This window comes from Microbacterium sp. ER1, assembly GCF_023383675.1.
GTDB lineage: Bacteria > Actinomycetota > Actinomycetes > Actinomycetales > Microbacteriaceae > Microbacterium.
The window spans coordinates 15986-37838 of record NZ_QCXO01000135.1; the positions used below are offsets into that span (position 1 = coordinate 15986).

Here is a 21853-nt window from a genome sequence, read left to right on the forward strand (position 1 = left end):
CATGACCGTAGACTGAGGCGATGAGCGAGGACCAGCGACCCCGGCTGCGCGATCTGTTCCGTCCGCGCCCCGTGGTGACCGATCGGACCGTGACCACCGAAGCCGACGAGGCGGTGCCGCTGCCCCTGCGCATCACGGCGAGCTACGCCTGGCGCCTGCTGCTCATCGCAGCGGCGGCCGGCGTCTTCATCTGGTTGGTGATGCTGCTCAAGCTCCTCGTCATCCCGCTGATGGTGGGCATCCTCATCACCGCCCTGCTGTGGCCGGCGTTCTCCTGGATGCTGCGTCACGGATTCCCGCGCTGGCTCGCGATCGCTGTCTCCCTCATCGGCACGATCGCCATCGTCACCGGGCTGATGTGGCTCGTGGTCTGGCAGGTGCGCGCCCAGCTCCCGGACGTGCAGCAGCGCACGACCGAGGCCTTCGACCAGTTCCAGGTGTGGCTGCACGACGGTCCGCTGAACCTGTCGGACACGCAGATCGCGAACTACCTGCAGCAGGGCCTCGACTTCATCAGCGAGCAGGCGCAGGTCCTCTGGACGGGTGCCCTCGCGATCGGCACGACCGTCGGGCACGTCGCCACCGGCGCGTTGCTGTCGCTGTTCATCCTCATCTGCCTCCTCGCCGACGGCGCCGGCATCTGGCGCTGGACGCTGCGCATCTTCCCCCGGAAGGCCCGCCCCGCCGTCGACGGCGCCGCGCGCAACGGCTGGACGACGATCGTCAACTACGCCAGGACGCAGCTCTTCGTGGCGACGATCGACGCGATCGGCATCGGCCTCGGCGCCTTCCTGCTCCAGGTCCCGCTCGCGCTGCCCGTCGCCGTTCTCGTGTTCCTCGGCTCGTTCATCCCCATCGTCGGTGCGGTGGTGACCGGTGCCGTGGCCGTCTTCCTCGCGCTCGTCTACAACGGGCCGTGGATCGCCCTCTGGATGCTCGTCGTCGTCCTCGCCGTCCAGCAGATCGAGGGCCACATCCTGCAGCCGATCATGATGGGCTCCGCCGTCAAGGTGCACCCCCTCGCCGTCGTCCTCGTGGTCGCGGGCGGCGCGATGATCGCGGGCATCCCGGGTGCCCTGTTCGCCGTCCCGCTGGCCGCGTTCGTGAACGTGGCGGCGGTGACCATCAGCTCGGGATCCTGGCGCACCGGCGTCGGGCCGAGTGGAGATCTGATCTGGAGCACAGTTCCGCGTGAGCGGAGACGGAGGAATCGATGAGCGCAGTCCCCAGCCTGACCGAGTTCCAGGACGCGGCTCGAAGTCTGGCTGAGGTGATCTCGCACACCCCGACGCTGCCCTCCCGGGCGCTGTCCGACGCGCTCGGTGCCCCCGTGCTGCTGAAGATGGAGAACCTGCAGCGCACGGGGTCCTTCAAGATCCGCGGCGCGGCGTACCGGCTCTCCCGCCTCAGCGCGGAGGAGCGCTCCCGTGGCGTCGTGGCGGCCTCGGCCGGGAACCACGCGCAGGGCGTCGCTCTGGCCGCCCAGGCGCTCGGCATCCCCGCGACGATCTTCATGCCGCTCGGGGTCCCCGTGCCGAAGCTCCTCGCCACCCGCGGCTACGGGGCCGAGGTGGTGCTCGAGGGGGAGACCGTCGCCACGTCGCTGCGCCTGGCCGCCGAGTTCGCGGAACGCACCGGCGCCGTCCTCATCCACCCGTTCGACCACCGGGACATCGTGATCGGGCAGGGCACCCTCGGTCTGGAGCTGCTGGAGGATGCGCCCGAGATCGACACCGTCGTCCTCGGCATCGGCGGAGGAGGGCTGATCGCCGGCGTCGCCGCCGCGGTCAAGGCCAAGGCCGCCGAGCTCGGACGGACGATCCGCGTGATCGGCGTGCAGGCGGAGAACGCGGCCGCGGTGCCGCCGTCGCTCGCGGCCGGGGAGCCGGTCGACATCGTCACGCGCCCGACCATCGCCGACGGCATCCTCGTCGCGCGCCCGGGAGCTGTGCCGTTCGAGATCATCAAGGACCTCGTCGACGAGGTGGTGACCGTCTCGGACGACGACCTCGCGCGCGCCATGCTCGTCCTCCTGGAGCAGGCCAAGGTCGTCGTGGAGCCCGCCGGTGCGGCGGGCGTCGCCGCGATCCTCTCCGGACGTGTGTCGGCGACCGGCACGACGATGGCCGTGCTGTCGGGCGGCAACATCGACCCTCTCCTGCTGCAGCGCGTGGTGTCGCACGGCCTCGCCGCCTCGGGCCGGTACCTGACGATCCGCATCCCGCTGCCGGACCGTCCCGGCCAGCTGGCCCGCGTGTCCGAGCTCATCGCGGAGGCAGGAGCGAACGTCATCGAGGCGATGCACACGCGTCACGGCCACGGACTGCAGATCAGCGAGGTCATCCTCGAGCTCAGCGTCGAGACCCGCGGGGCGGACCACTCGGCCCACACGCTCGACACCCTCCGTCGCGCCGGCTTCGCCCCCATCGTCGTCCAGGACTGACCCCCGAACGCGCGACACCCCCTCGACCGTGGCGGTCGAGGGGGTGTCTCGTGAGGGCGCGTCAGCCCGTGTAGGTCTCCACCTTCACGATCTCGACGCTGATCGAGCGGCCGTTCGGTGCCTCGTACGACGAGGACTCGCCGACCTTGAGGCCGAGGATCGCCTGGCCCAGCGGGCTGGCCTCGCTGTAGACGTCGAGGTCGCTGCCGGCGGCGGCGATCTCGCGGCTGCCGAGGAGGAAGACCTCCTCGCCGCCCGCGACGATCGCGGTCACGACGGTGCCCGGCTCGACGATGCCCCGGCTGGCAGGGGCCTCGCCGACCTTGGCGGTCTTCAACAGCGCCTCCAGGGTGCGGATGCGGGCCTCCTGCTTGCCCTGCTCGTCCTTCGCCGCGTGGTAGCCGCCGTTCTCCTTGAGGTCGCCCTCCTCGCGGGCCGCCTCGATGCGCTTGGCGATCTCGTCGCGACCGACGGTGGAGAGGTGTTCCAGCTCGGCGACGAGCCGGTCGTAGGCTTCCTGCGTGAGGAAGGGGACCTGAGCATCGGTGGACATGACGAAGCTCCTTCTATCGGGATCCCGCCGAGATGCCGCGGGGGATATGCCAAGACGCCCCGGCACGGTGCCGGGGCGTCGTCTGTCTGGCATCAGTCTAGGCGACCCAGCAGGTGTTCACCAAACCTGTCGTGGCCTCCGCGACGGTCGGGATGCGCTCCGCACGGGTGAGCGCATGGGCGTCTCCCGCCGGGATCTCCACGATCTTCCAGCCCACGACGCCGAACTCCTCGTCGAGGGCCCCGAGCACGCACACGACGTCCTTGCCCTGGACGCCGGTCACCTGGAAGCGCACGTCGACGGCGTGCTCGTCCACGAGCTCGAAGCCCAGATCATCGGCGTCGACCGAGCTCAGCGACTGGCCGACGATGGACCACGCGAGGGCGGCGAGGAGGAGGAGCGCGACGGCCCCGGCGAGGAACCACGGCCACCGGCGGCGGCGGGTGCGGCCATAGCGTTCGTCGAGCTGGAGGGCGGTCGTCACAGGTGGGGTCTTCCGGTCGTTAGGCTGGTGATACCAGGTTATGCGACCTGCGTACGAAAGGCCGATTCATGCGCTTCCTCTCCGAGACCCCGATGCCGACACCGTCGATGACGGTGGCCCCGGAGTCGGTCACGCCGGGCTTCGCGGGCTTCGCGGTGATCGTCATCGTGCTCGTCGCCGTGATCCTGCTGATCTGGGACATGAACCGCCGGATCCGCCGGGTGCGGTACCGCGAAGAGGTGCGCGAGGAGCTCGACGCGGAAGAGGCCGCTCGCGCCGCCGAGAACGCCGCGGACGACGACCGCACCGCACCGGACGCACCGGCCGCGCCCGACGAGGAGCCGCGCGAGCGCTGACCCCCGCTCAGGGCGCGCCGAGCGACGGCGAGAGCGGGTGCAGGGCGATCAGCAGGCATGCGGTCCAGTGGCAGAGGAAGGCCAGGACCGTGCACACGTGGAAGATCTCGTGGAAGCCGAAGTGGCCAGGCCACGGATTCGGCCTCTTCAGCGCGTAGACGATGGCGCCGCCCGTGTAGAGCAGACCGCCGACGATCACGAGCACCATCATGGCGACGTTGGCCTGGAGCAGGTCGACGATGTACATCACCGCGGCCCAGCCGAGCAGCAGATACAGCGCGACGTAGAGCCAGCGCGGCGCATGGATCCAGAACACGCGGAAGAGGATGCCGAGCAGGGCCCCGCCCCAGACCAGGGTCAGCAGCAGGACGCCCTTGGCCGGCGGCAGCGCCAGGGTCGCGAGCGGGGTGTACGTGCCGGCGATGAGCAGCAGGATGTTGGCGTGGTCGATCCGCTTGAGGATGCCCTTCACCCGGGGCCGCCAGTTGAAACGGTGGTACAGGGCGGAGTTCCCGAACAGCAGCAGCGAGGTGGCCATGAAGACCACCGCCGCCCACTTGGCCGCCGCTCCTTGGGACAGGGTGACGAGGACGATGCCTGCGGCGATCGCGACGGGGAACGTGCCGGCGTGGATCCACCCGCGCCAGGTCGGTTTGATCTCGGTCGCCGCGTCGGCGGCGGCCGCTTCGAGCAGCGGCAGCTTCGGGAGGTCGGCGCCGGTCTGGTCGGAAGTGCTCACGTGCTCACTCTAGGCGGGAGCGCATGCCCGTCTCCGTACATGTCCCCAGGTTCTGCACCGGCGCGGACGGGCGGGGCAGGGTAGCGTAGGTGGGTGATGTCACGCGAGAGCCCGGGACGGGGACCGCTGTACCGGCTGTACACCAGCCGGCTGCGTCGCCACCTCGATCCGGCCTCGGTTCCGCACCACGTCGCCATGATGATCGACGGCAACCGCCGGTGGGCGCGCCAGCTCGGATTCGATACCCCGGCCGAAGGGCACCGTGCAGGCGCCGCCAAGATGCAGGAGTTCCTCGGCTGGTGCGACGAACTCGGTGTGCGTGTGGTCTCGCTCTACCTCCTCTCCAGCGACAACCTCCGCAAACGGGACTCGGCCGAGCTCGCCGACCTCATCGAGATCATCGCGGAGCTCGCCGAGGCGCTGTCCCAGAAGGGCAACTGGCGGGTCAAGCACGTCGGCCGCTCCGACATCCTCCCCGCGGAGCTGGCGCGCGTGCTCGCCGATGCGGAGGAGCGCACGAAGGACCACACCGGCCTGCACGTGAACCTCGCGGTCGGGTACGGCGGCCGGAACGAGATCGTCGACGCGGTGCGCAGCATCATCACCACACACGAGGCGTCGGGCGGGACGCTGGAGGACCTCGCGGCGCAGCTCACTCCGGAGATGATCGGGGAGCACCTCTACACGGGCGGCCAGCCCGATCCGGACCTCGTGATCCGCACGAGCGGCGAGCAGCGGCTGAGCGACTTCCTGCTGTGGCAGAGCGCGCACAGCGAGTTCTACTTCGTCGAGGCGCTCGGGCCCGATCTGCGACAGGTCGACTTCCTCCGCGCGATCCGCGACTACGCCGACCGCGACCGCCGCTTCGGTCGCTGATCCGGGAGCCGCGGGGCGTGGCACAATGACGCAGTGAGCGCTTTCGACGACTACCTGAGCACGTTCGACGCGGAGCCCGGCTATCTGAACTGGGCAGCATTCGGCCCCGTGTCGCCCTCCGTCCGTGCCGAGGTCTTCGCCGACGCGGACCTCCTCGGGAACGGCCGGCCGTCGTCGCTGGCGCTCGTGGGGGAGCGGATCGGACAGGCGCAGGAGGTCGTCGCCGAGCTCCTCGGGGCCGAGGCCGCGGAGGTCACGCTGCAGCCGTCGTCGACGCACGGCCTCATGCACGCGCTCTACGGGGTCTCCGGCGCGGTCGTCGCGAGCACGGCGGAGTTCCCGAGCGTGAGCCTCACCCTGGAGCGCGCGGCGGCCGCGTCACAGCACGCGGTCACGCCCCGCTGGATCTCGCCCGACGACGGACGCGTCACCCCCGACGACATCGCCGCCGTCCTCGACGACGATGTCGTGGCCCTGGCCGTCAGCCACGTCGACTTCCGCACCGGGTACCGGGTCGACCTCGCCGCGCTGCGGGACGTCCTCGGCCCGGACCGCCTCCTCATCGTCGACGCCGTGCAGTCCTTCGGCGTGATCGACGCCGACTACAGTGTCGCGGACGTCGTCGTCGGGCACGGCTACAAGTGGCTGCGCGCGGGCCGGGGCACCGGGTTCGCCTGGTTCTCGCCGCGGGCGCGTGAACGGATCGTGCCCGTGCTCTCCGGCATCACGGGGACGGCGGCGACCGGGCTGGTCGTCGACGAGCGCCCGGCCCCGGCACCGGACGCGCGGGCCTACACGATCAGCATGCCGGACACGCTCGCCGCCGGCCGGCTCGCGATCGGCGCTCGGGACGTCAGGGACGCCGGGGTCGCGGCGATCGAGGAGCGGCTGTCCGCGCAGGTGGACGCGGTCATCGCCACGGCCGACCACCACGGGATCGCCGTCGTCTCCCCACGCGAGCGCACCGAACGCGCCGGGATCGTCGCACTCGCACCGGAGGAACCGGCGCGGCTCGCCGCCGCTCTCGCCAACGCCGGTCTCGTCGTCACCGCTCGGGGCGGATCCATCCGCATCGCGCCGCACGCCGGAACCGACGCCGAGACCCTCGGCCTGCTCGACGAAGCGCTCGGGGCCTTCGGCAGGGAATCGTTCATCGTCCCGTAACGAATCGCTGGCGTGTCGAGGCCGGGAAAGACCCTCGGGCGGCCGTACCTTCAAGGCATCGGGCAAGGCGCCCGGTCGGGTCGGCCTCAGGTTCGCGACTCGTGACCCCCTGGTCGACTCGTTCGAATAGCCGGGAATCCCCGGGTCGGGAGTGGGTCGTGACCACACGTACAGCGCAGCAGTCCACCAGCACCGCGCAGCAGTCCACCCGTCAGACGCCGAGTCAGGCCGCGGCCGCAGAACCCGCTCAGGATCTGCGCACCTACGTCCTCGACACCTCGGTCCTGCTGAGCGATCCGCAGGCGCTCTTCCGGTTCGCGGAGCATTCCGTGGTGCTCCCGGTCGTCGTCATCACCGAGCTCGAGGGCAAGCGGCACGACCCGGAGATCGGGTACTTCGCCCGCCAGGCGCTGCGGCACCTCGACGATCTCCGCGTCGAGCACGGCCGCCTCGACTTCCCGGTGGAGGTCGGCGAGGGGGGCACGCTCCGCGTCGAGCTGGGCAACGCCGACCTCTCGGTCCTCCCGGCCGGCATCCGCCTCAGCGACAACGACAGCCGCATCCTCTCCGTCGCGATGCACCTCGCGCAGGACGGCCAGGACGTGACCATCGTCTCGAAGGACCTGCCGATGCGGGTGAAGGCCGCGTCCCTCGGGCTGCGTGCCGAGGAGTACCTCGCGGAGCAGGCCGTGGACTCGGGCTGGACCGGCATCGCCGCCCTCGATCTCTCCGGCGACGACATCAGCGACCTCTACGAGAGCGAGGTCGGGCTCAGCGAGGACGTGCACGGGCTTCCCGTCAACACGGGCCTCATCATCCACTCCGAGCGCGGGTCCGCCCTGGGTCGGGTCACCGGTGACGGCGAGTTCCGGCTCGTCCGCGGTGACCGGGACATCTTCGGCATGCACGGGCGCTCCGCCGAGCAGCGCATCGCGATCGACCTGCTCCTCGACCCCGAGGTGGGCATCGTGTCCCTGGGCGGGCGCGCGGGTACCGGCAAGTCGGCGCTCGCACTGTGCGCGGGGCTGGAGGCCGTGCTGGAGCGCCAGCAGCAGAAGAAGATCATCGTCTTCCGCCCGCTGTTCGCCGTGGGCGGCCAGGAGCTCGGGTACCTGCCGGGCGACCAGGGCGAGAAGATGAACCCCTGGGGTCAGGCGGTGTACGACACCCTCGGCTCCGTGGTCTCGGGGAACGTCATCGACGAGGTGGTCGAGCGCGGGCTCCTGGAGGTGATGCCCCTCACCCACATCCGGGGACGGTCCCTGCACGACGCGTTCGTGATCGTGGACGAGGCGCAGTCCCTGGAGCGGAACGTGCTGCTCACGGTGCTCAGCCGCATGGGCCAGAACTCGCGCGTGATCCTCACCCACGACGTCGGGCAGCGCGACAACCTCCGCGTCGGCCGGCACGACGGTATCGCGAGCGTCATCGAGACCCTCAAGGGACACGGTCTCTTCGGCCACGTCACCCTGACCCGCTCGGAGCGCTCCGCCATCGCCGCCCTCGTCACCGACCTCCTGGAGGGCGGCGAACTCAGCTGACCCGTCACCTGCACGGGACGGGGCCGGAGACGACGGATGCCGCGAGGACCGAGGTCCTCGCGGCATCCGTGTCGGGTGGGGATCAGCCCGGGTGGGTCATCGACAGGAGGTCGAGCTTCTCGTCCAGCTGCTCCAGCGTGAGCTCACCGCGCTCGACGTAGCCGAGGTCGATCACGGCGTCGCGCACCGTGATGCCCTTGGCGACGGAGTGCTTGGCGATCTTCGCGGCGGCCTCGTAGCCGATCAGCTTGTTCAGCGGCGTCACGATCGACGGGCTCATGCCCGCGAAGGCGGCGGCGCGGTCGAGGTTCGCCTGCAGGCCGTCGATGGTCTTGTCGGCGAGCACCCGGGAGGCGTTCGACAGCAGACGGATCGACTCGAGCAGCGCGGTGCCCATGACCGGGATGGCGACGTTCAGCTCGAACGAACCGGAGGCGCCGGCCCAGGCGACCGTGGCGTCGTTGCCGATGACGCGCGCGCACACCATGAGCACGGCCTCGGGAACGACGGGGTTCACCTTGCCCGGCATGATCGAGGATCCCGGCTGCAGGTCGGGGATGTGCAGCTCGCCGAGACCGGTGTTCGGGCCGGAACCCATCCAGCGCAGGTCGTTGTTGATCTTCGTGAGCGACACGGCGATGGTGCGGAGCGCACCGGAGGCCTCGACGAGACCGTCGCGGTTCGCCTGCGCCTCGAAGTGGTCCTTCGCCTCGGTGATCGGCAGCTCGGTCTCGGCCGCGAGCAGCTCGATGACCTTCTGCGGGAAGCCGAGCGGCGTGTTGATGCCCGTGCCGACGGCCGTGCCGCCCAGAGGCACCTCGGCCACGCGGGGGAGCGCCGACTGCACGCGCTCGATGCCCAGGCGGATCTGGCGGGCGTAGCCGCCGAACTCCTGGCCGAGCGTGACGGGCGTCGCGTCCATGAGGTGCGTGCGGCCGGACTTGACCGCGTCCTTCCAGAGCTCCGCCTTGGCCTCGAGCGCGACGGCGAGGTGGTCGAGCGCCGGGATCAGGGTGTCGATGAGTGCCTGGGTGACCGCGATGTGCACCGAGGTGGGGAACACGTCGTTCGACGACTGCGAGGCGTTCACGTGGTCGTTGGGGTGCACGGTCGAGCCGAGGATGCGGCTCGCGAGCGTCGCCAGGACCTCGTTCATGTTCATGTTCGACGAGGTGCCGGAGCCGGTCTGGTACGTGTCGACCGGGAACTCGCCGTCGTGGCTGCCCGCGGCGACCTGGTCGGCGGCCTGGGCGATCGCGTCGGCGATGGCGCCGTCGAGCGTGCCGAGCTCCTTGTTCGCCAGCGCGGCCGCCTTCTTGATGCGCGCGAGTGCGGCGATCTGCGTCGACTCCAGGCCCTTGCCGGAGATCGGGAAGTTCTCCACGGCGCGCTGCGTCTGCGCCCCGTAGAGCGCGTTCACGGGCACTCGCACCTCACCCATGGTGTCGTGTTCGATGCGGTACTCGGTGTCGGTCATTCCGAACCCTCCTTGGTTGCGGGGTCGATCCCCTCGGCTTCGATGCCGACCGTGATGACAGGCGCTGCCTCACCCTCGGCCAGACGATAGTTGGCGCCGACGATGCCGAGACGGCCTTCGGCGACGGCGTTGCTGATGATCTCGGACGACTGCAGCAGGTCGTTGACGGTGTTGCGCAGGTGCTCGCGTCCGACGAGCTCCGCATCGATGTCGGCCACCGTGCCGCCGCCGCTCTCCGCGAGGACCTTGCGCGCGGCAGGGACGATCGGCGCGATGAGCTTCCAGATGTGCGGGGGGAGCGGGTCGGCATCGATGGCGGTCCCGTCGATGGCGGCGCGCACCGCACCGCAGGAGTCGTGTGCGAGGACCACGATGAGCGGCACCTCGAGGACGGCGACCGCGTACTCCAGGCTCGCCACGATCGACTCGCCGATCACCTGCCCGGCGTTGCGCACGACGAAGAGGTCGCCGAGGCCGAGGTCGAAGATGATCTCGGCGGCCAGGCGGGAGTCCGAGCAGCCGAACAGCGTCGCGACGGGGTGCTGGGCCGCGGTGAGGTCCTTGCGGCGGTCGACGTTCTGGTTCGGGTGCTGGGGCTCGTCGCGGACGAAGCGACGGTTGCCGTCCTGCATCTGCTTCCAGGCGGCGGCGGGGGTCAGCGGGTGGGTCATCGGGCCTCCGAGACGGTGCGGATCTGGGGGATGAGCGACTCCGCGAGCTCGGCGGTGGAGTCGGCCGAGCGGGAGCCGTAGAGAAGCACGTAGTCGTCGCCGGCCTGGGTGCCGAGGGCATAGGTGACGTTCGCCTCCGCGCCGGCGGACCCGGGCCGATAGACGTCCCACTCCCGGCCGCCGATGCGGATGGTGTCGGTCGGGGCGACGCCGTTCAGGCGCTGCGGGGCCCACGAGGCGTCGGCGTCGAAGGCCTGGGCGAGCTTGATGAACCCGCGCTCGTCCTGGGCCGCGGGGGCGAGGGTGACCTCCCAGACGACGGGGGCTCCGCTCTGGAGCTCAGCGGCGTTCACCCGCCAGAAGTCGTCCGTCTCGGGGACGATCGCCGGGCTGCCCATGGACGACTCGACGTCCGCGGCGATGGCGGCGACGTCGATCGGCTTCGCCGCGACCGGCTCGCCCCGGGGGACGAGCGCGATGATGACGACGACGACCGCGAGGGTCACCACGAGCGCGGCGACGAGGTTGCGGACGGTCTGGCTCGACCGGTAGGCCTTGCTCGACGCGGCCTTGCGTGCGGCGGTCTCGTCGGGCGTCTCCGGTCGACCGAGGTCGGCGTTGATCGCGGGGCCCTTGCTCATGACGCGTCGCTCTCGTCGGTGGTGGCGGTGCGCGCGGCTTCGAGGCGACGCTTCGCGCCGAGCAGCCACTCCTCGCAGCGGGCGGCCAGGGCCTCGCCGCGCTCCCAGAGCGCGAGTGAGTGCTCGAGGGTGGGCGCCCCCTGTTCGAGCTCGGCGACGACCCGGACGAGCTCGTCACGGGCCGCCTCGAACGACAGCGTGTCCACAGGGGTGTCGTTCACGGCGCTCACTCCTCCATCCTACGTCGTGCCCCGGACGCCGCCCGCTCAGGCGCCTTCCGCGATCTCGCCCTCCGAGCGCACCGCGAGCGACCCTCGGTCCACCGTGAGGGTGAGCGCGCTGCCCGCAGGCGCATCGGCCGCATCGCGGAGGATGACGCCGCCCTCCAGATGCGCGATCGCGTAACCGCGGGCCAGAGTGGCGGCGGGGGAGAGGGCGCGCAGCGAGGCGCGCAGTTCACTGGTCCGCCGGCCGGCGTCGTCGAGCTGCCGGGTGACCGCGTCGCGACCGCGAGCGAGAAGCAGGAAGGTCTCCTGTGCGCGGCTGTCGATGATCGGATCGGGCGAGCGCAGCACCGGCCGGGACCGCAGCTGCTCGAGCTGGGCGATGTCGTGCGTGAGGCGCTGCGTGAGGCGGGTGGTGGCCCGGGACCGCAGCTGCGCGATGAGTGCGCGTTGCTCCCCGACGTCGGGGACGACGCGCTTGGCGGCATCGGTCGGCGTCGAGGCGCGGAGATCGGCGACGTCGTCGAGGAGGGGGTGGTCGTTCTCATGGCCGATGGCGCTGACCACCGGTGTGGAGGCGGCGGCCACGGCTCGGACGAGGCGTTCGTCGCTGAAGCCGAGGAGGGTCTGCGGGTCGCCGCCGCCGCGAGCGATGATGATGACGTCGACCTCGGGGTCGGCGTCCAGACGGGCGAGAGCCGCCAGCGTGTCCGGCACGCACCGATCGCCCTGCACCGCGGCGTACGCGGTCTTGAACCGCACCTGCGGCCAGCGCAGCTCGGCGTTGCGGTGCACGTCCTTCTCGGCGTCGGAGCGCTCGCCGGTGATGAGTCCGATGACATGCGGGAGGAACGGCAGGCGCTTCTTGCGGGCGGGATCGAAGAGGCCCTCCTGGCGGAGCTGCACCCGCAGCCGCTCCAGGCGCTCGAGCTGGTCGCCGAGCCCGACGTGCTTCATGGCCGAGACCGCGAAGCTGAAGTCCCCGGAGCGGACGAAGTAGTCGGCCTTCACGGCGGCGACCACGTGGTCGCCCACGCCCAGGTCGGCGGGGATGCGGCCGCGCACGCTCGACCAGACACGGATGGAGATCTGCGCGTCGGACCGGGTGTCCTTGAGGCGGGCGAAGACGTTTCCGGCGCGCACGTTCCAGGACGTGATCTCGCCCTCGACCCACACCGTGTTCCATCGCGCCACGAAGTCGCGGATGGTGGCGTTCAGTCGGGCGACCGACGTCGGTGCCTGGGCCGTGGAGTCGCGCGGGGCGACGGCATCCGCCGGCGGGGTCTCGCCCGGTCCCGTCGTCGCTTCGAAGACTGTCATCTGCTCCCGTTCCTGCCCGCGCACTCACCGGCCCCGCCCAGCCGCACGACGGTAGAATCGAGGGGTGACTTCGACTGCCGTTCATCTTCCCGCTCCTCGCATCCCACGAGTGCGCGCCGCGGCCGGGCGGCTTCAGGATAACCCGGTGCCCGGACACAAGCGCGTCCTGCTCGCCGCCCCCCGCGGCTACTGTGCAGGCGTGGACCGCGCCGTGGTCGCTGTGGAGAAGGCGCTCGAGCGCTACGGCGCCCCCGTCTACGTCCGCAAGCAGATCGTGCACAACATCCACGTCGTGACGGAGCTCGAGGCCAAGGGGGCCATCTTCGTCGAGGAGGTCGACGAGGTGCCCGAGGGCGCGCACGTCGTCTTCAGCGCGCACGGCGTCTCCCCGGCTGTCGTCAACGCCGCGTCCGACCGTGGCCTGCACGCGATCGACGCCACCTGCCCGCTCGTCACCAAGGTCCATCGCGAGGCCGTGCGCTTCGCGCGGGACGACTTCGAGATCCTGCTCATCGGCCACGACGGGCACGAGGAGGTCGAGGGAACGGCCGGAGAGGCACCGGATCACGTCACCGTCGTGAACTCCCCGGAGGAGGCCGACACCGTGCAGGTGAAGGATCCCTCGAAGGTGGTGTGGCTGTCGCAGACGACGCTCTCCGTGGACGAGACCATGGAGACGGTGAACCGGCTCCGCACCCGGTTCCCCGAGCTGCACAACCCGCCGTCCGACGACATCTGCTACGCCACGCAGAACCGGCAGGTCGCCATCAAGAAGGTCGCCCAGGGGGCTGATCTGGTGATCGTCGTGGGGTCCGCCAACTCCTCCAACAGCGTGCGACTCGTCGAGGTCGCGCTGGAGTACGGAGCCAAGGCCGCCTACCGCGTGGACTACGCCGAGGAGATCCGCCAGGAGTGGCTCGACGGCGTGGAGACGGTGGGCGTCACCAGCGGCGCGTCGGTCCCCGAGGTGCTCGTGCGCGAGGTGCTCGACGCGATCGGCGATGCCGGGTATCGCGACGTGGAAGAGGTCAAGACGGCGGAGGAGGACCTCATGTTCTCGCTGCCGAAGGAGCTCCGTCAGGACGCCACGGGCCAGCGCGACGCGCGCGCCCTCGGCGGCCGCGCCTCCGCAGGAGGGGGTGCGTAGCGGTGAACGCCGCGGAGGCGGAGCCGACCCTCATCGGGTCCGTGCAACGCGCTCTCCGCCTGGTCGACATCGTCGCGAACTCGCCGCGCCCGCTGCCGGCGAAGATGCTCTCGTCGATCACGGGCTTGACACCGGGTACCACCTACAACCTCGTGCGCACGCTCGTGCACGAGGGGTACCTGAGTGCGGAGCCCGACGGCCTCGTGCTGGGGAACCGGTTCCCGTCCTTCCAGCAGCAGATCGGCTCCCGAGGCGTGTTCCTCGCCCGCGTGCGCGCCGCCTTGCGCGCGGTGACCGAGGACGTCGGCGCCACGGCCTACCTGTCGCGGTACGCGGATGGGGAGATCCACCTCGTCGACATCGTGGACGCCGTGCGGAATCCTCGGATCGAACTGTGGGTCGGGCTGCACGCCAGCGCGCACGCGACCGCCCTCGGGAAGCAGATCCTCGCCGCCCTCTCGGAAGAGGATCGGCTGGACTACCTCGCCCGCCATCGGCTCGAGGAGCTCACGCCGCGGACGATCAGCGACCGGACAGCGCTCCTCACCCAGCTCGAGCAGACCCCGGGGTGGGCGATCGATCGCGAGGAGTACGCGATCGGCGCGACCTGTGTCGCGGTCCCGGTCATCGCCCCGGGCGTGACGGCATCGCTGGCCGTCTCCCTCCCGGCCGACCAGGCGGTGGTCAACCGGCGGCTCGTCTCGAACCTGCAACGCGCCGCCCGTCGGCTGTCGGTGCAGCTCGGGGCCGATGCGCTCGACACCGACGGGCCGGACGCCGAGTTCACCATCTGAATTCGTGACCCTGGTGCCCGCCACGTCGCTTATCTATGATCGAAGGCGTAGTGGCTGACAACGCCCTACTGATCGCCCATGGCGTCCCCAGCGCCGGCGACCGAACGGGATGAGGAGCGTCCCCAGCGCTCTCCGTCCGCGGCCCCGAGAAGTCCCCACTTCTCCGGGGCCGCTATCGGTTGGGCCCCCTTTTCCTGAACGGGCGGCTGAGCGCCGGCCGATACCATGGCGGCATGACCGACCAGCGCCCCCGCTACGGGGAACTCGCCACGCCCGAGGAGCAGCGGAGGGCCGCGGGGCTGCCGCCCGTGGCTGAGGTGGTCGCCCCGTCAGCTCCCGTCTCGGACCCCGCGCCCGCGGCTCCTGCTCCGGCGCGCCCCTCCTCGGTGGACCGCTTCGCGACGATCGCGCTGCTCGCCTACGGCCTCGTGAACGTCGTCGTCACCGGCCTGTCCTACCTCGACATCGTCCCGGTGATGAATCAGACCATGGGGATGCTGGGCATCGAGGGGGAGTTCACCAACTACGCCGCGGGCCGCACGTGGGGAACGATCGCGGCCGTCGTGCTGGCGGTCGGCTGGTGCGTCACGGCGGCCCTGTCGATCCGTCGCCTGCGTCGTGGCCGCCTCACCTGGTGGGTCCCGCTCGTCGGAGCCGTCATCACGCTGGGCATCGCCTCGTTCTGCCTCGTCGTGCCGATGATGGGCGACCCGGCCTTCATCGCCTACCTCGACCAGGCGGCCGGGGTGCGTTGACCCCGAGCACGCAGACGAAAGGGGCCCGGCATGATGCCGGGCCCCTTTCGTGTGTCTGGTGGTGTCAGCTCTTCGACTGGCCGTACGAGCCCAGCTGGCGGGTGGACTCGACCACGCGGGCGGCCATGGCCGACTCGGCGATCTTGCCCCAGGCGCGCGGGTCGTACTGCTTCTTGTTGCCGACCTCGCCGTCGACCTTCAGCACGCCGTCGTAGTTCTTGAACATGTAGTCGGCGATCGCACGGGTGTACGCGTACTGCGTGTCCGTGTCGATGTTCATCTTGATGACGCCGTTGGCGACCGCGAGGGCGATCTCCTCATCGGTCGAGCCGGAGCCGCCGTGGAAGACGAGGTCGAGCGGCTTCTCACCGGTGTTGTACCTCGCGGCGACCTCGGCCTGGATCTCGCCGAGCAGCTCCGGACGCAGCTTCACGCCGCCCGGCTTGTACACGCCGTGGACGTTGCCGAAGGTGAGCGCGGCGATGTAGCGGCCCTGCTCGCCGAGGCCCAGCGCCTGCACGGCCTGGTCCACGTCGGCGAACGTCGTGTAGAGCGCCTCGTTCGAGCCCTCGTGCTGCACGCCGTCCTCCTCGCCGCCGACGACGCCGATCTCGACCTCGAGGATGGCGTTGATGGCCTTCATGCGGGGGAGTAGCTCCTTGGCGATCTCGATGTTCTCCGCGAGCGGCACGGCCGAGCCGTCCCACATGTGGGACTGGAAGATCGGGTTGCGGCCGGCCTTGACCTCTTCCTCCGAGGCGGCGATGAGCGGCTCGACGAAGCCCGCGAGAGCGTCCTTCGGGCAGTGGTCCGTGTGCAGGGCGACGGTGACCGGGTAGTTCTTGGCGACCTCGGTGGCGTAGCGCGCGAAGGCGAGGGCGCCGGTCGCGCGGGCCTTGACCGTGTGGCCGGCGAAGTAGTCGGCGCCACCGGTGGTGACCTGGATGATGCCGTCGGAGCCGGCCTCGGTCAGGCCCTGGAGGACGGCGTTGATCGTCTGCGAGCTGGAGACGTTGAACGCGGGGTACGCGAAGCCGCCTGCCTTCGCGCGGTCGAGCATGTCGGCGTACTGATCCGGGGTGGCGACGGGCATGAGAACTCCTGCGGTAGGTGAAGCCGGGACAGCTGCCACTCTATCGGGGCGGGTGTCCGGCTCCGGCAGGAGGAGGCGCGCGTCGGTGGGCGCCGTCCTTCGGTGGTGTTAAGAACCGCGATTTCTTCCTGGCTTACGGGCGGAAAACGAGCCGATCGATCCCCTGCTCGCGGATAGGCTGGGGATCATGGTGAGTCTGACTGCCGACCTGAGCCCGCTGCGTCCCGACCGTAACCTCGCGATGGAGTTGGTGCGCGCGACCGAGGCGGCGGCGATCCGTGCCGTTCCGTTCATCGGTCGCGGTGCGAAGGAGGCTGCCGACGGCGCCGCCGTCGACGCCATGCGGGCGTTCCTCGGGACGGTCGACTTCCAGGGCCGCGTGGTGATCGGCGAGGGCGAGAAGGACAACGCCCCGATGCTGTTCAACGGCGAGGTCGTCGGCACAGGGCGCGGCCCGCTGTGCGACATCGCGGTCGACCCGATCGACGGTACGTCGCTGACCGCGGCCGGCCGGCAGAACGCGCTCTCCGTGATCGCCGTGTCCGACCGCGACACGATGCTCGACGCCTCCAGCGTCTTCTACATGGACAAGCTCGTGACCGGGCCCGCCGGTGTCGGCGTCGTCGACATCCGCCTGCCCATCGGCGAGAACATCCGCAAGCTCGCCGGCGCGCTGGACAAGCCGGTCGACGAGATCGTCGTCTCGGTGCTCAACCGCCCGCGGCACGAGCAGCTCATCCAGGAGATCCGCGACGCCGGTGCCGGTACGCGTCTCATGAGCGACGGCGACGTCGCCGGTGGCATCAACGCCGCCCGCCACGACGCTCGCACCGACATGTGCGTCGGCATCGGCGGCAGCCCCGAGGGCATCGTCACCGCGTGTGCGATCAAGGCCCTCGGCGGCCACATCCAGGGACGGCTCTGGCCGCGCGATGACGACGAGCGCCAGCGCGGTATCGACGCGGGGCTCGACATGGACAAGGTCTACGAGGCGGACGACCTCGTGCAGGGGAACAACACGATCTTCGTCGCGACCGGCGTCACGGACGGCCAGCTCGTGGCCGGCGTGCGACGCGAGCGTGGCTACGTGTACACCGAGAGCGTGGTGCTGCGCGGAGCCTCCGGAACGCTGCGCCGCATCGCGTCGGAGCACCTCGTCTCGAAGTGGCTGTGACGGCTCTCCCGCCGGCATGATCGCGGGGAGGACTCTCGCCATCGTTACCGACCCGGTATCGCCTCCTGCACGGGTCGGGCCCGGTTCGGCGAGCCGCCGTGTCACAATTGTCACTGGGTTTGTCGCCGTCGACGGAGCCGCCAGGCACCGCAGGCACAGGAGGGCGAACGCATGACAACGCAGCACACGACCGGCTCGAAGAGCGCCGCGCCGACGAAGATCATCACCACGAACACCGGACGCATCCTCCGGGTGAGTGCCGATGCCGAAGCGGCCGCCGTGGCCCCGCCGGCACCCGTCGCTCAGCCGGCCGTCGATCCGGCTCGCCGCGCCGACGTGCTGTTCCGCGTCCGTCGCGCCGAGGGGCACGAGGTCAGCGCCTGGTGGATGATCGGTGCCTTCCTCGCGACGAGCGGCCTCGTCATCCTGCTGCTCAGCGGCGTGCCCGGCGTCGCCTGACGCTCCCGCGGTCGGAGGATCCGGTCGCTCCCGTCGTCACTGCTCCCGGTCGTGGAGCGCGGCGGCGTGGTCGAGACGCGTGCGCACCTCGCCGACGTCGGCCAGCATCGCATCGGCGGCCTCTTCGGCCTCGGTCGGGGCCAGGAGCTCCGGAGCGGTGAAGCGCCGCCCGTCCGCGGTGATCGGCGACGCCGGCGCCAGGGCCTCCGCATCGACGCCGGGGAACTGCCGGGCGGTCACGAGCACCCGGGACTCCAGGGATCCCGCGAAGCGGTTGTAGCTGTCGACCGTGCGCTCGATCGCCCGGCGCAGGTCGTCGGCGTGACCCGCGAGCGTGCCGAGGCGCTCGTACAGCTGCGTGCCGAGCGCCAGCAGACTCCGGGCCTCGGTGGACACCTCCTGCTGGGTCCATGTGTAGGCGACCGTCTTGAGGACCGCCCAGAGGTTGACGGGGGAGGCGAGGGCCACACGGCGGCTGAATGCGTAGTCGAGCAGCGTCGGATCCTCGTCGATGGCCGCCGCCAGCAGCGACTCGCTCGGCAGGAAGCAGATGACGAACTCGGGGCTCGCGTCGAGGCCCGACCAGTAGGCCTTCTTGGCGAGGGCGTCGACGTGGGCGCGGACGGCGCGGACGTGCTTCTGCATGTGGGCGCGACGCTGGGGTTCGTGGGCATCGCCGAGGGGGAGCGCCGAGGCCTCGAGGTAGGCGTCGAGGGGAACCTTCGCGTCGACGGCGATCGACGTGCCCCCCGGGAGGCGGACGACCATGTCGGGGCGCCCCTGGCCGCGGTCGGAGGTGATCGTCGCCTGGAGGTCGAAGTCGACGTGTCTGGTCAGCCCCGCCGCCTCGACGACGCGCCGCAGCTGGGTCTCGCCCCAGACGCCGCGCGTGGACGTGGAGCGCAGCGCACCCGCCAGTGACTCGGTCGTCGCGCGGAGTGCCTCATCCGACTCCTGGGCACGCCGGAGCTGCTCGGCGAGCGTGCCGAACTGTGCCTGCCGCTCGCTCTCGATCGCGGCGACCTTGGACTGCATCTGCTGGAGACTCTCGCGGACCGGCGCCAGAGCCTGTAGCACGGCGTTCTGCTGCTGGACGCGCTGAGCCTCCGCCCGCTGCTCGGAGCGGGCGTGCTCGACCGCGTCCCGATAGAGGTCGTACTGGCGATCGCGGTCGTCTCGTGCGGCCGCGAGCTCCGCCTGCGTGCGTGCGATGTCGGCGGCGCTGCGACCGGCTCGCAGGAACCACCCGAGAGCGACGCCCGCGGCGAGGGCCACGAGCAGGAGAACGATCGACAGGGCATCCATGGCTCCATGATGCCGGGGGCGTCCGACATCGCGGGGAGGACGCGAGGTGCGTCAGGCGACGGCGCGCTCCAGTGCCGGCACGGCGGGCTCGGTCACGCGGAGGCCGAGGACATCGGCGAGCGCGAAGACATCCGCGGCTCCGGCCCGCGCGGCCGCGTCCACGATGATCTGAGCGCAGGCGAGGGCATCCGCCAGCGCGTCGTGATGCGAGAACTCCGCGTATCCGGCCGCCGCGGCGGCGAGAGGCAGACGGTAGGAGTCGAGCTGGTAGGTCTTCCGCGCCACCTGGAGGCTGCACAGCGACCGGTACGGCGGACAGATCTGACCGGTGACCTCGGTCGCCCGTCGCAGGACGTTCAGGTCGAAGCCGGCGTTGTGGGCCACGAGCACGTCGGCACCCGCGAAGCCGCACAGACGGTCGAACTGATCGACCCACGTCGCCGCCGACAGCACGTGCTCGGGGCGGATGCCGTGGATGCGGACGTTCCACTCCTGGAACTCGTCATGGCCGGGCGGGGGCTGGATCAGCCAGTTCGCGGTGGCGACGACCTCCCCGTCCCGCACCCGCACGAGTCCCACGGAACACGCGGAGGCCGGGCTGGAGTTCGCGGTCTCGAAGTCGATCGCAGTGAAGTCCAGTGGCACGTCCTCACTCTCTCCCGGGCCTCCGACGTCGCTGTGCAGGCTCGCCGTATGCTGGCCACATGGCGGACGAACTCGCGAGATCCTTCGGCGCGGCGGCCGGAAGCTACGAGGCCGGACGGCCCGAGTACCCCTTCGAGGCCGTCGCCTGGATGCTGGAGCCGATGGCGGACGGTGCTCGGCGGGTCGCCGATGTCGGCGCCGGTACCGGCAAGCTCACGCGGGCGCTCGTCGCGGCTGCCGACGCCGAGGTGGTGGCGATCGATCCGGACCCCGCGATGCTCGTGGCCCTTCGCGACGCCGTCCCCGGGGTGCCCACGTTCGTCGGGACCGCCGAGGGGCTGCCGCTTCCGGACGCGAGCGTGGACGCCGTCGTCCTGGGTCAGGCGTGGCACTGGGTCGAGCCGGTCGCCGCCTCGGCGGAGATCGGTCGCGCGATGCGCCCGGGCGGTGTGCTCGGGCTCGTCTGGAACCTCCGCGACGAGCGCGTGGACTGGGTGCGCCGGCTCACCGACATCATGCACGGCAGCAACGCCGAGATCATGCTCGCTGCGGGCGACCCCGTGGTGGCGGAGCCCTTCGGCGCCCTGGCGCAGGAGCGCTGGGAGTGGTCGCGCCCCATGACGCGGAAGCTCCTGCACCGCATGGCCGCCTCCCGCAGCGCCGTGATCACCGCCGACGAGGCCGAGAAGGCACGGATCCGCCGCGAGATGGACGCCCTGTTCGACGGGCTCGGTCTGCACGGGGACGACGCGATCGAGGTGCCCTACGTGACGAGGGCGTTCCGCGCGGTCCGCGACTGAACAGGCGTCCGCGCCGCATCAGGCACTTTTCCCACCCTGCCGCCTGACTCCGCGTGGGCGCCTGCCCTCGCGAGGGTGAGGTGGGGGAGAGCGGCGCAGGTAGACTCATACCCCGTGGCTCTCACTATCGGAATCGTCGGCCTGCCCAACGTCGGCAAGTCCACCCTCTTCAACGCTCTCACCAAGAACGACGTGCTCGCGGCGAACTACCCGTTCGCGACGATCGAGCCGAACGTCGGCGTGGTGAACCTTCCCGACCCGCGGCTCCAGAAGCTCGCGGAGATCTTCGGGAGCGAGCGCATCCTGCCCGCCGCCGTGTCGTTCGTTGACATCGCCGGCATCGTGCGCGGGGCGAGCGAGGGGGAGGGGCTGGGCAACCAGTTCCTCGCGAACATCCGCGAGGCCGACGCGATCGCCCAGGTGGTGCGCGGGTTCTCCGACGACGACGTGGTGCACGTGGACGGTGCCGTGAACCCGGCGTCGGACATGGAGACCATCAACGCCGAGCTCATGCTCGCCGACCTGCAGACCGTCGAGAAGGCGATCACGCGGTACGAGAAGGAGGTGCGGGGCAAGAAGATCGACCCGTCGGTCCTCGAAGCCGCGAAGGCCGCCAAGGACGCCCTGGAGCGCGGGATCCTGCTCTCCACGAGCGGCCTCGACCTCGAGCCGATCCGCGAACTCGGGCTCCTGACCGTCAAGCCCGTCATCTTCGTCTTCAACGTCGACGAGTCCGTGCTGACCGACGACGCCCGCAAGGCCGAGCTCGCCGCCCTCGTCGCGCCGGCGCAGGCGATCTTCCTCGACGCGAAGATCGAGTCCGAGCTCAAGGACCTCGACCCCGAGGACGCCGCCGAGCTCCTCGCCTCGACGGGACAGGACGAGTCGGGCCTCGACCAGCTCGCCCGCATCGGCTTCGACACGCTCGGTCTGCAGACCTACCTCACCGCCGGCCCCAAGGAGGCCCGCGCCTGGACCATCCCCAAGGGATCGAAGGCCCCGCAGGCCGCCGGCGTGATCCACACCGATTTCGAGAAGGGCTTCATCAAGGCCGAGATCGTGTCGTTCGACGACCTCGTGGAGACCGGTTCCGTGCAGGAAGCCCGTGCGAAGGGCAAGGCGCGCCTGGAGGGCAAGGACTACGTCATGCAGGACGGCGACGTCGTGGAGTTCCGCTTCAACAACTAGGTAT

24 protein-coding genes are annotated in these 21853 nt (G+C 70.7%); 13 read left to right on the forward strand and 11 right to left on the reverse strand.

The window, feature by feature from the left end; all coding sequences use genetic code 11:
- Window positions 1-20: 20 nt before the first annotated feature.
- Together BV453_RS09575 and ilvA are read left to right on the forward strand one after the other, a co-directional pair.
- Entirely contained in the window at window positions 21-1217 is a 1197-nt protein-coding gene (locus BV453_RS09575) for an AI-2E family transporter (RefSeq protein WP_025103936.1), read from the forward strand.
- A complete protein-coding gene (ilvA, locus tag BV453_RS09580; protein WP_025103937.1) occupies window positions 1214-2443 on the forward strand; it encodes a threonine ammonia-lyase in 1230 nt (409 codons plus the stop codon). Before BV453_RS09575 ends, ilvA begins: the two co-directional genes overlap by 4 nt.
- A gap of 61 nt (window positions 2444-2504) precedes the next feature.
- Here the strand turns inward: ilvA and greA are convergent, their stop codons facing one another.
- Together greA and BV453_RS09590 are read right to left on the reverse strand one after the other, a co-directional pair.
- A complete protein-coding gene (gene greA, locus BV453_RS09585; RefSeq protein WP_025103938.1) occupies window positions 2505-2996 on the reverse strand; it encodes a transcription elongation factor GreA in 492 nt (163 codons plus the stop codon).
- Window positions 2997-3093: 97 nt separating this feature from the next.
- Window positions 3094-3480 carry a DUF4307 domain-containing protein gene (locus BV453_RS09590; RefSeq protein WP_249521464.1) on the reverse strand — a complete coding sequence of 129 codons (387 nt, stop codon included), beginning with the start codon at window positions 3478-3480 and terminating at the stop codon, window positions 3094-3096.
- A 68-nt stretch (window positions 3481-3548) separates the two neighbouring features.
- On the opposite strand from BV453_RS09590, the gene BV453_RS09595 reads away from it, so the two are divergent.
- Window positions 3549-3836 carry a hypothetical protein gene (locus tag BV453_RS09595; protein WP_249521465.1) on the forward strand — a complete coding sequence of 96 codons (288 nt, stop codon included), beginning with the start codon at window positions 3549-3551 and terminating at the stop codon, window positions 3834-3836.
- A gap of 7 nt (window positions 3837-3843) precedes the next feature.
- Here the strand turns inward: BV453_RS09595 and BV453_RS09600 are convergent, their stop codons facing one another.
- Window positions 3844-4575, reverse strand: a complete 732-nt coding sequence (locus BV453_RS09600) for a hemolysin III family protein (RefSeq protein ID WP_249521466.1) — start codon at window positions 4573-4575, stop codon at window positions 3844-3846.
- A 96-nt stretch (window positions 4576-4671) separates the two neighbouring features.
- Here BV453_RS09600 and BV453_RS09605 point away from each other — a divergent pair, with 96 nt between their 5' ends.
- From BV453_RS09605 to BV453_RS09615, 3 genes are all read left to right on the forward strand, one after another.
- Window positions 4672-5451: an isoprenyl transferase gene (locus BV453_RS09605; protein ID WP_025103942.1), complete on the forward strand. Its 780-nt coding sequence runs from the start codon at window positions 4672-4674 to the stop codon at window positions 5449-5451.
- Window positions 5452-5484: 33 nt separating this feature from the next.
- A complete protein-coding gene (locus BV453_RS09610) occupies window positions 5485-6615 on the forward strand; it encodes an aminotransferase class V-fold PLP-dependent enzyme (protein ID WP_025103943.1) in 1131 nt (376 codons plus the stop codon).
- A 158-nt stretch (window positions 6616-6773) separates the two neighbouring features.
- Complete coding sequence (locus BV453_RS09615; protein WP_025103944.1) at window positions 6774-8156, forward strand: PhoH family protein; 1383 nt, start codon at window positions 6774-6776, stop codon at window positions 8154-8156.
- Between the two features lie 82 nt (window positions 8157-8238).
- On the opposite strand, the gene BV453_RS09620 is transcribed toward BV453_RS09615, so the two are convergent.
- From BV453_RS09620 to xseA, 5 genes are read right to left on the reverse strand one after another with little or no spacing between them, the layout of a single operon-like run.
- Entirely contained in the window at window positions 8239-9633 is a 1395-nt protein-coding gene (locus BV453_RS09620) for an aspartate ammonia-lyase (RefSeq protein ID WP_062633568.1), read from the reverse strand.
- A complete protein-coding gene (locus BV453_RS09625) occupies window positions 9630-10304 on the reverse strand; it encodes a carbonic anhydrase (protein ID WP_025103947.1) in 675 nt (224 codons plus the stop codon). Before BV453_RS09625 ends, BV453_RS09620 begins: the two co-directional genes overlap by 4 nt.
- Window positions 10301-10945, reverse strand: coding sequence for a DUF4245 family protein (locus BV453_RS09630; RefSeq protein WP_025103948.1), 645 nt, complete (start codon window positions 10943-10945; stop codon window positions 10301-10303). Before BV453_RS09630 ends, BV453_RS09625 begins: the two co-directional genes overlap by 4 nt.
- A complete protein-coding gene (locus BV453_RS09635; RefSeq protein WP_060922691.1) occupies window positions 10942-11175 on the reverse strand; it encodes an exodeoxyribonuclease VII small subunit in 234 nt (77 codons plus the stop codon). The genes BV453_RS09630 and BV453_RS09635 overlap by 4 nt, the downstream gene beginning before the upstream one ends.
- A 36-nt stretch (window positions 11176-11211) precedes the next feature.
- On the reverse strand, window positions 11212-12489 hold the full coding sequence (xseA, locus tag BV453_RS09640; RefSeq protein WP_249521467.1) for an exodeoxyribonuclease VII large subunit: 1278 nt from the start codon (window positions 12487-12489) through the stop codon (window positions 11212-11214).
- Between the two features lie 100 nt (window positions 12490-12589).
- Between xseA and BV453_RS09645 the strand changes: the two genes are divergently transcribed.
- The 3 genes from BV453_RS09645 to BV453_RS09655 all read left to right on the forward strand — a co-directional run bounded on the left by BV453_RS09645 (window position 12590) and on the right by BV453_RS09655 (window position 15185).
- Window positions 12590-13636, forward strand: a complete 1047-nt coding sequence (locus BV453_RS09645) for a 4-hydroxy-3-methylbut-2-enyl diphosphate reductase (protein ID WP_164498174.1) — start codon at window positions 12590-12592, stop codon at window positions 13634-13636.
- 2 nt (window positions 13637-13638) lie between these two features.
- Window positions 13639-14430: an IclR family transcriptional regulator gene (locus BV453_RS16745; protein ID WP_025103952.1), complete on the forward strand. Its 792-nt coding sequence runs from the start codon at window positions 13639-13641 to the stop codon at window positions 14428-14430.
- 233 nt (window positions 14431-14663) lie between these two features.
- Window positions 14664-15185 (forward strand): DUF6264 family protein, encoded by a 522-nt coding sequence (locus BV453_RS09655; RefSeq protein ID WP_249521468.1) that lies wholly within the window; start codon window positions 14664-14666, stop codon window positions 15183-15185.
- Between the two features lie 64 nt (window positions 15186-15249).
- Here BV453_RS09655 and fbaA read toward each other — a convergent pair whose 3' ends face one another.
- Window positions 15250-16278 (reverse strand): class II fructose-bisphosphate aldolase, encoded by a 1029-nt coding sequence (gene fbaA / locus BV453_RS09660; protein ID WP_249521469.1) that lies wholly within the window; start codon window positions 16276-16278, stop codon window positions 15250-15252.
- Between the two features lie 187 nt (window positions 16279-16465).
- On the opposite strand from fbaA, the gene glpX reads away from it, so the two are divergent.
- Together glpX and BV453_RS09670 are read left to right on the forward strand one after the other, a co-directional pair.
- The gene (glpX, locus tag BV453_RS09665; RefSeq protein ID WP_025103955.1) at window positions 16466-17452 is read left to right on the forward strand and encodes a class II fructose-bisphosphatase; all 987 of its coding nucleotides are present in this window, start codon (window positions 16466-16468) and stop codon (window positions 17450-17452) included.
- 171 nt (window positions 17453-17623) lie between these two features.
- Entirely contained in the window at window positions 17624-17911 is a 288-nt protein-coding gene (locus BV453_RS09670; RefSeq protein ID WP_025103956.1) for a hypothetical protein, read from the forward strand.
- A 36-nt stretch (window positions 17912-17947) separates the two neighbouring features.
- On the opposite strand, the gene rmuC is transcribed toward BV453_RS09670, so the two are convergent.
- On the reverse strand, window positions 17948-19216 hold the full coding sequence (rmuC, locus tag BV453_RS09675) for a DNA recombination protein RmuC (protein ID WP_249521470.1): 1269 nt from the start codon (window positions 19214-19216) through the stop codon (window positions 17948-17950).
- A gap of 51 nt (window positions 19217-19267) precedes the next feature.
- A complete protein-coding gene (locus BV453_RS09680) occupies window positions 19268-19861 on the reverse strand; it encodes an exonuclease domain-containing protein (protein ID WP_025103958.1) in 594 nt (197 codons plus the stop codon).
- A 59-nt stretch (window positions 19862-19920) separates the two neighbouring features.
- On the opposite strand from BV453_RS09680, the gene BV453_RS09685 reads away from it, so the two are divergent.
- Window positions 19921-20661: a class I SAM-dependent methyltransferase gene (locus BV453_RS09685; RefSeq protein ID WP_249521471.1), complete on the forward strand. Its 741-nt coding sequence runs from the start codon at window positions 19921-19923 to the stop codon at window positions 20659-20661.
- Window positions 20662-20775: 114 nt separating this feature from the next.
- Window positions 20776-21849 (forward strand): redox-regulated ATPase YchF, encoded by a 1074-nt coding sequence (ychF, locus tag BV453_RS09690; RefSeq protein ID WP_062766410.1) that lies wholly within the window; start codon window positions 20776-20778, stop codon window positions 21847-21849.
- Window positions 21850-21853 lie beyond the last annotated feature (4 nt).

Bases quoted from the DNA above. Each gene is read 5' to 3' on its own strand.
- rmuC (WP_249521470.1), bottom strand. From the start codon at position 19,216: ATGGATGCCCTGTCGATCGTTCTCCTGCTCGTGGCCCTCGCCGCGGGC.
- BV453_RS09630 (WP_025103948.1), bottom strand. From the start codon at position 10,945: ATGAGCAAGGGCCCCGCGATCAACGCCGACCTCGGTCGACCGGAGACG.
- ilvA (WP_025103937.1), top strand. From the start codon at position 1,214: ATGAGCGCAGTCCCCAGCCTGACCGAGTTCCAGGACGCGGCTCGAAGT.
- BV453_RS09595 (WP_249521465.1), top strand. From the start codon at position 3,549: ATGCGCTTCCTCTCCGAGACCCCGATGCCGACACCGTCGATGACGGTG.
- BV453_RS09575 (WP_025103936.1), top strand. From the start codon at position 21: ATGAGCGAGGACCAGCGACCCCGGCTGCGCGATCTGTTCCGTCCGCGC.
- BV453_RS09625 (WP_025103947.1), bottom strand. From the start codon at position 10,304: ATGACCCACCCGCTGACCCCCGCCGCCGCCTGGAAGCAGATGCAGGAC.
- BV453_RS09685 (WP_249521471.1), top strand. From the start codon at position 19,921: ATGGCGGACGAACTCGCGAGATCCTTCGGCGCGGCGGCCGGAAGCTAC.
- xseA (WP_249521467.1), bottom strand. From the start codon at position 12,489: ATGACAGTCTTCGAAGCGACGACGGGACCGGGCGAGACCCCGCCGGCG.
- BV453_RS09655 (WP_249521468.1), top strand. From the start codon at position 14,664: ATGACCGACCAGCGCCCCCGCTACGGGGAACTCGCCACGCCCGAGGAG.
- BV453_RS09620 (WP_062633568.1), bottom strand. From the start codon at position 9,633: ATGACCGACACCGAGTACCGCATCGAACACGACACCATGGGTGAGGTG.
- fbaA (WP_249521469.1), bottom strand. From the start codon at position 16,278: ATGCCCGTCGCCACCCCGGATCAGTACGCCGACATGCTCGACCGCGCG.
- BV453_RS09670 (WP_025103956.1), top strand. From the start codon at position 17,624: ATGACAACGCAGCACACGACCGGCTCGAAGAGCGCCGCGCCGACGAAG.
- greA (WP_025103938.1), bottom strand. From the start codon at position 2,996: ATGTCCACCGATGCTCAGGTCCCCTTCCTCACGCAGGAAGCCTACGAC.
- glpX (WP_025103955.1), top strand. From the start codon at position 16,466: ATGGTGAGTCTGACTGCCGACCTGAGCCCGCTGCGTCCCGACCGTAAC.
- BV453_RS09605 (WP_025103942.1), top strand. From the start codon at position 4,672: ATGTCACGCGAGAGCCCGGGACGGGGACCGCTGTACCGGCTGTACACC.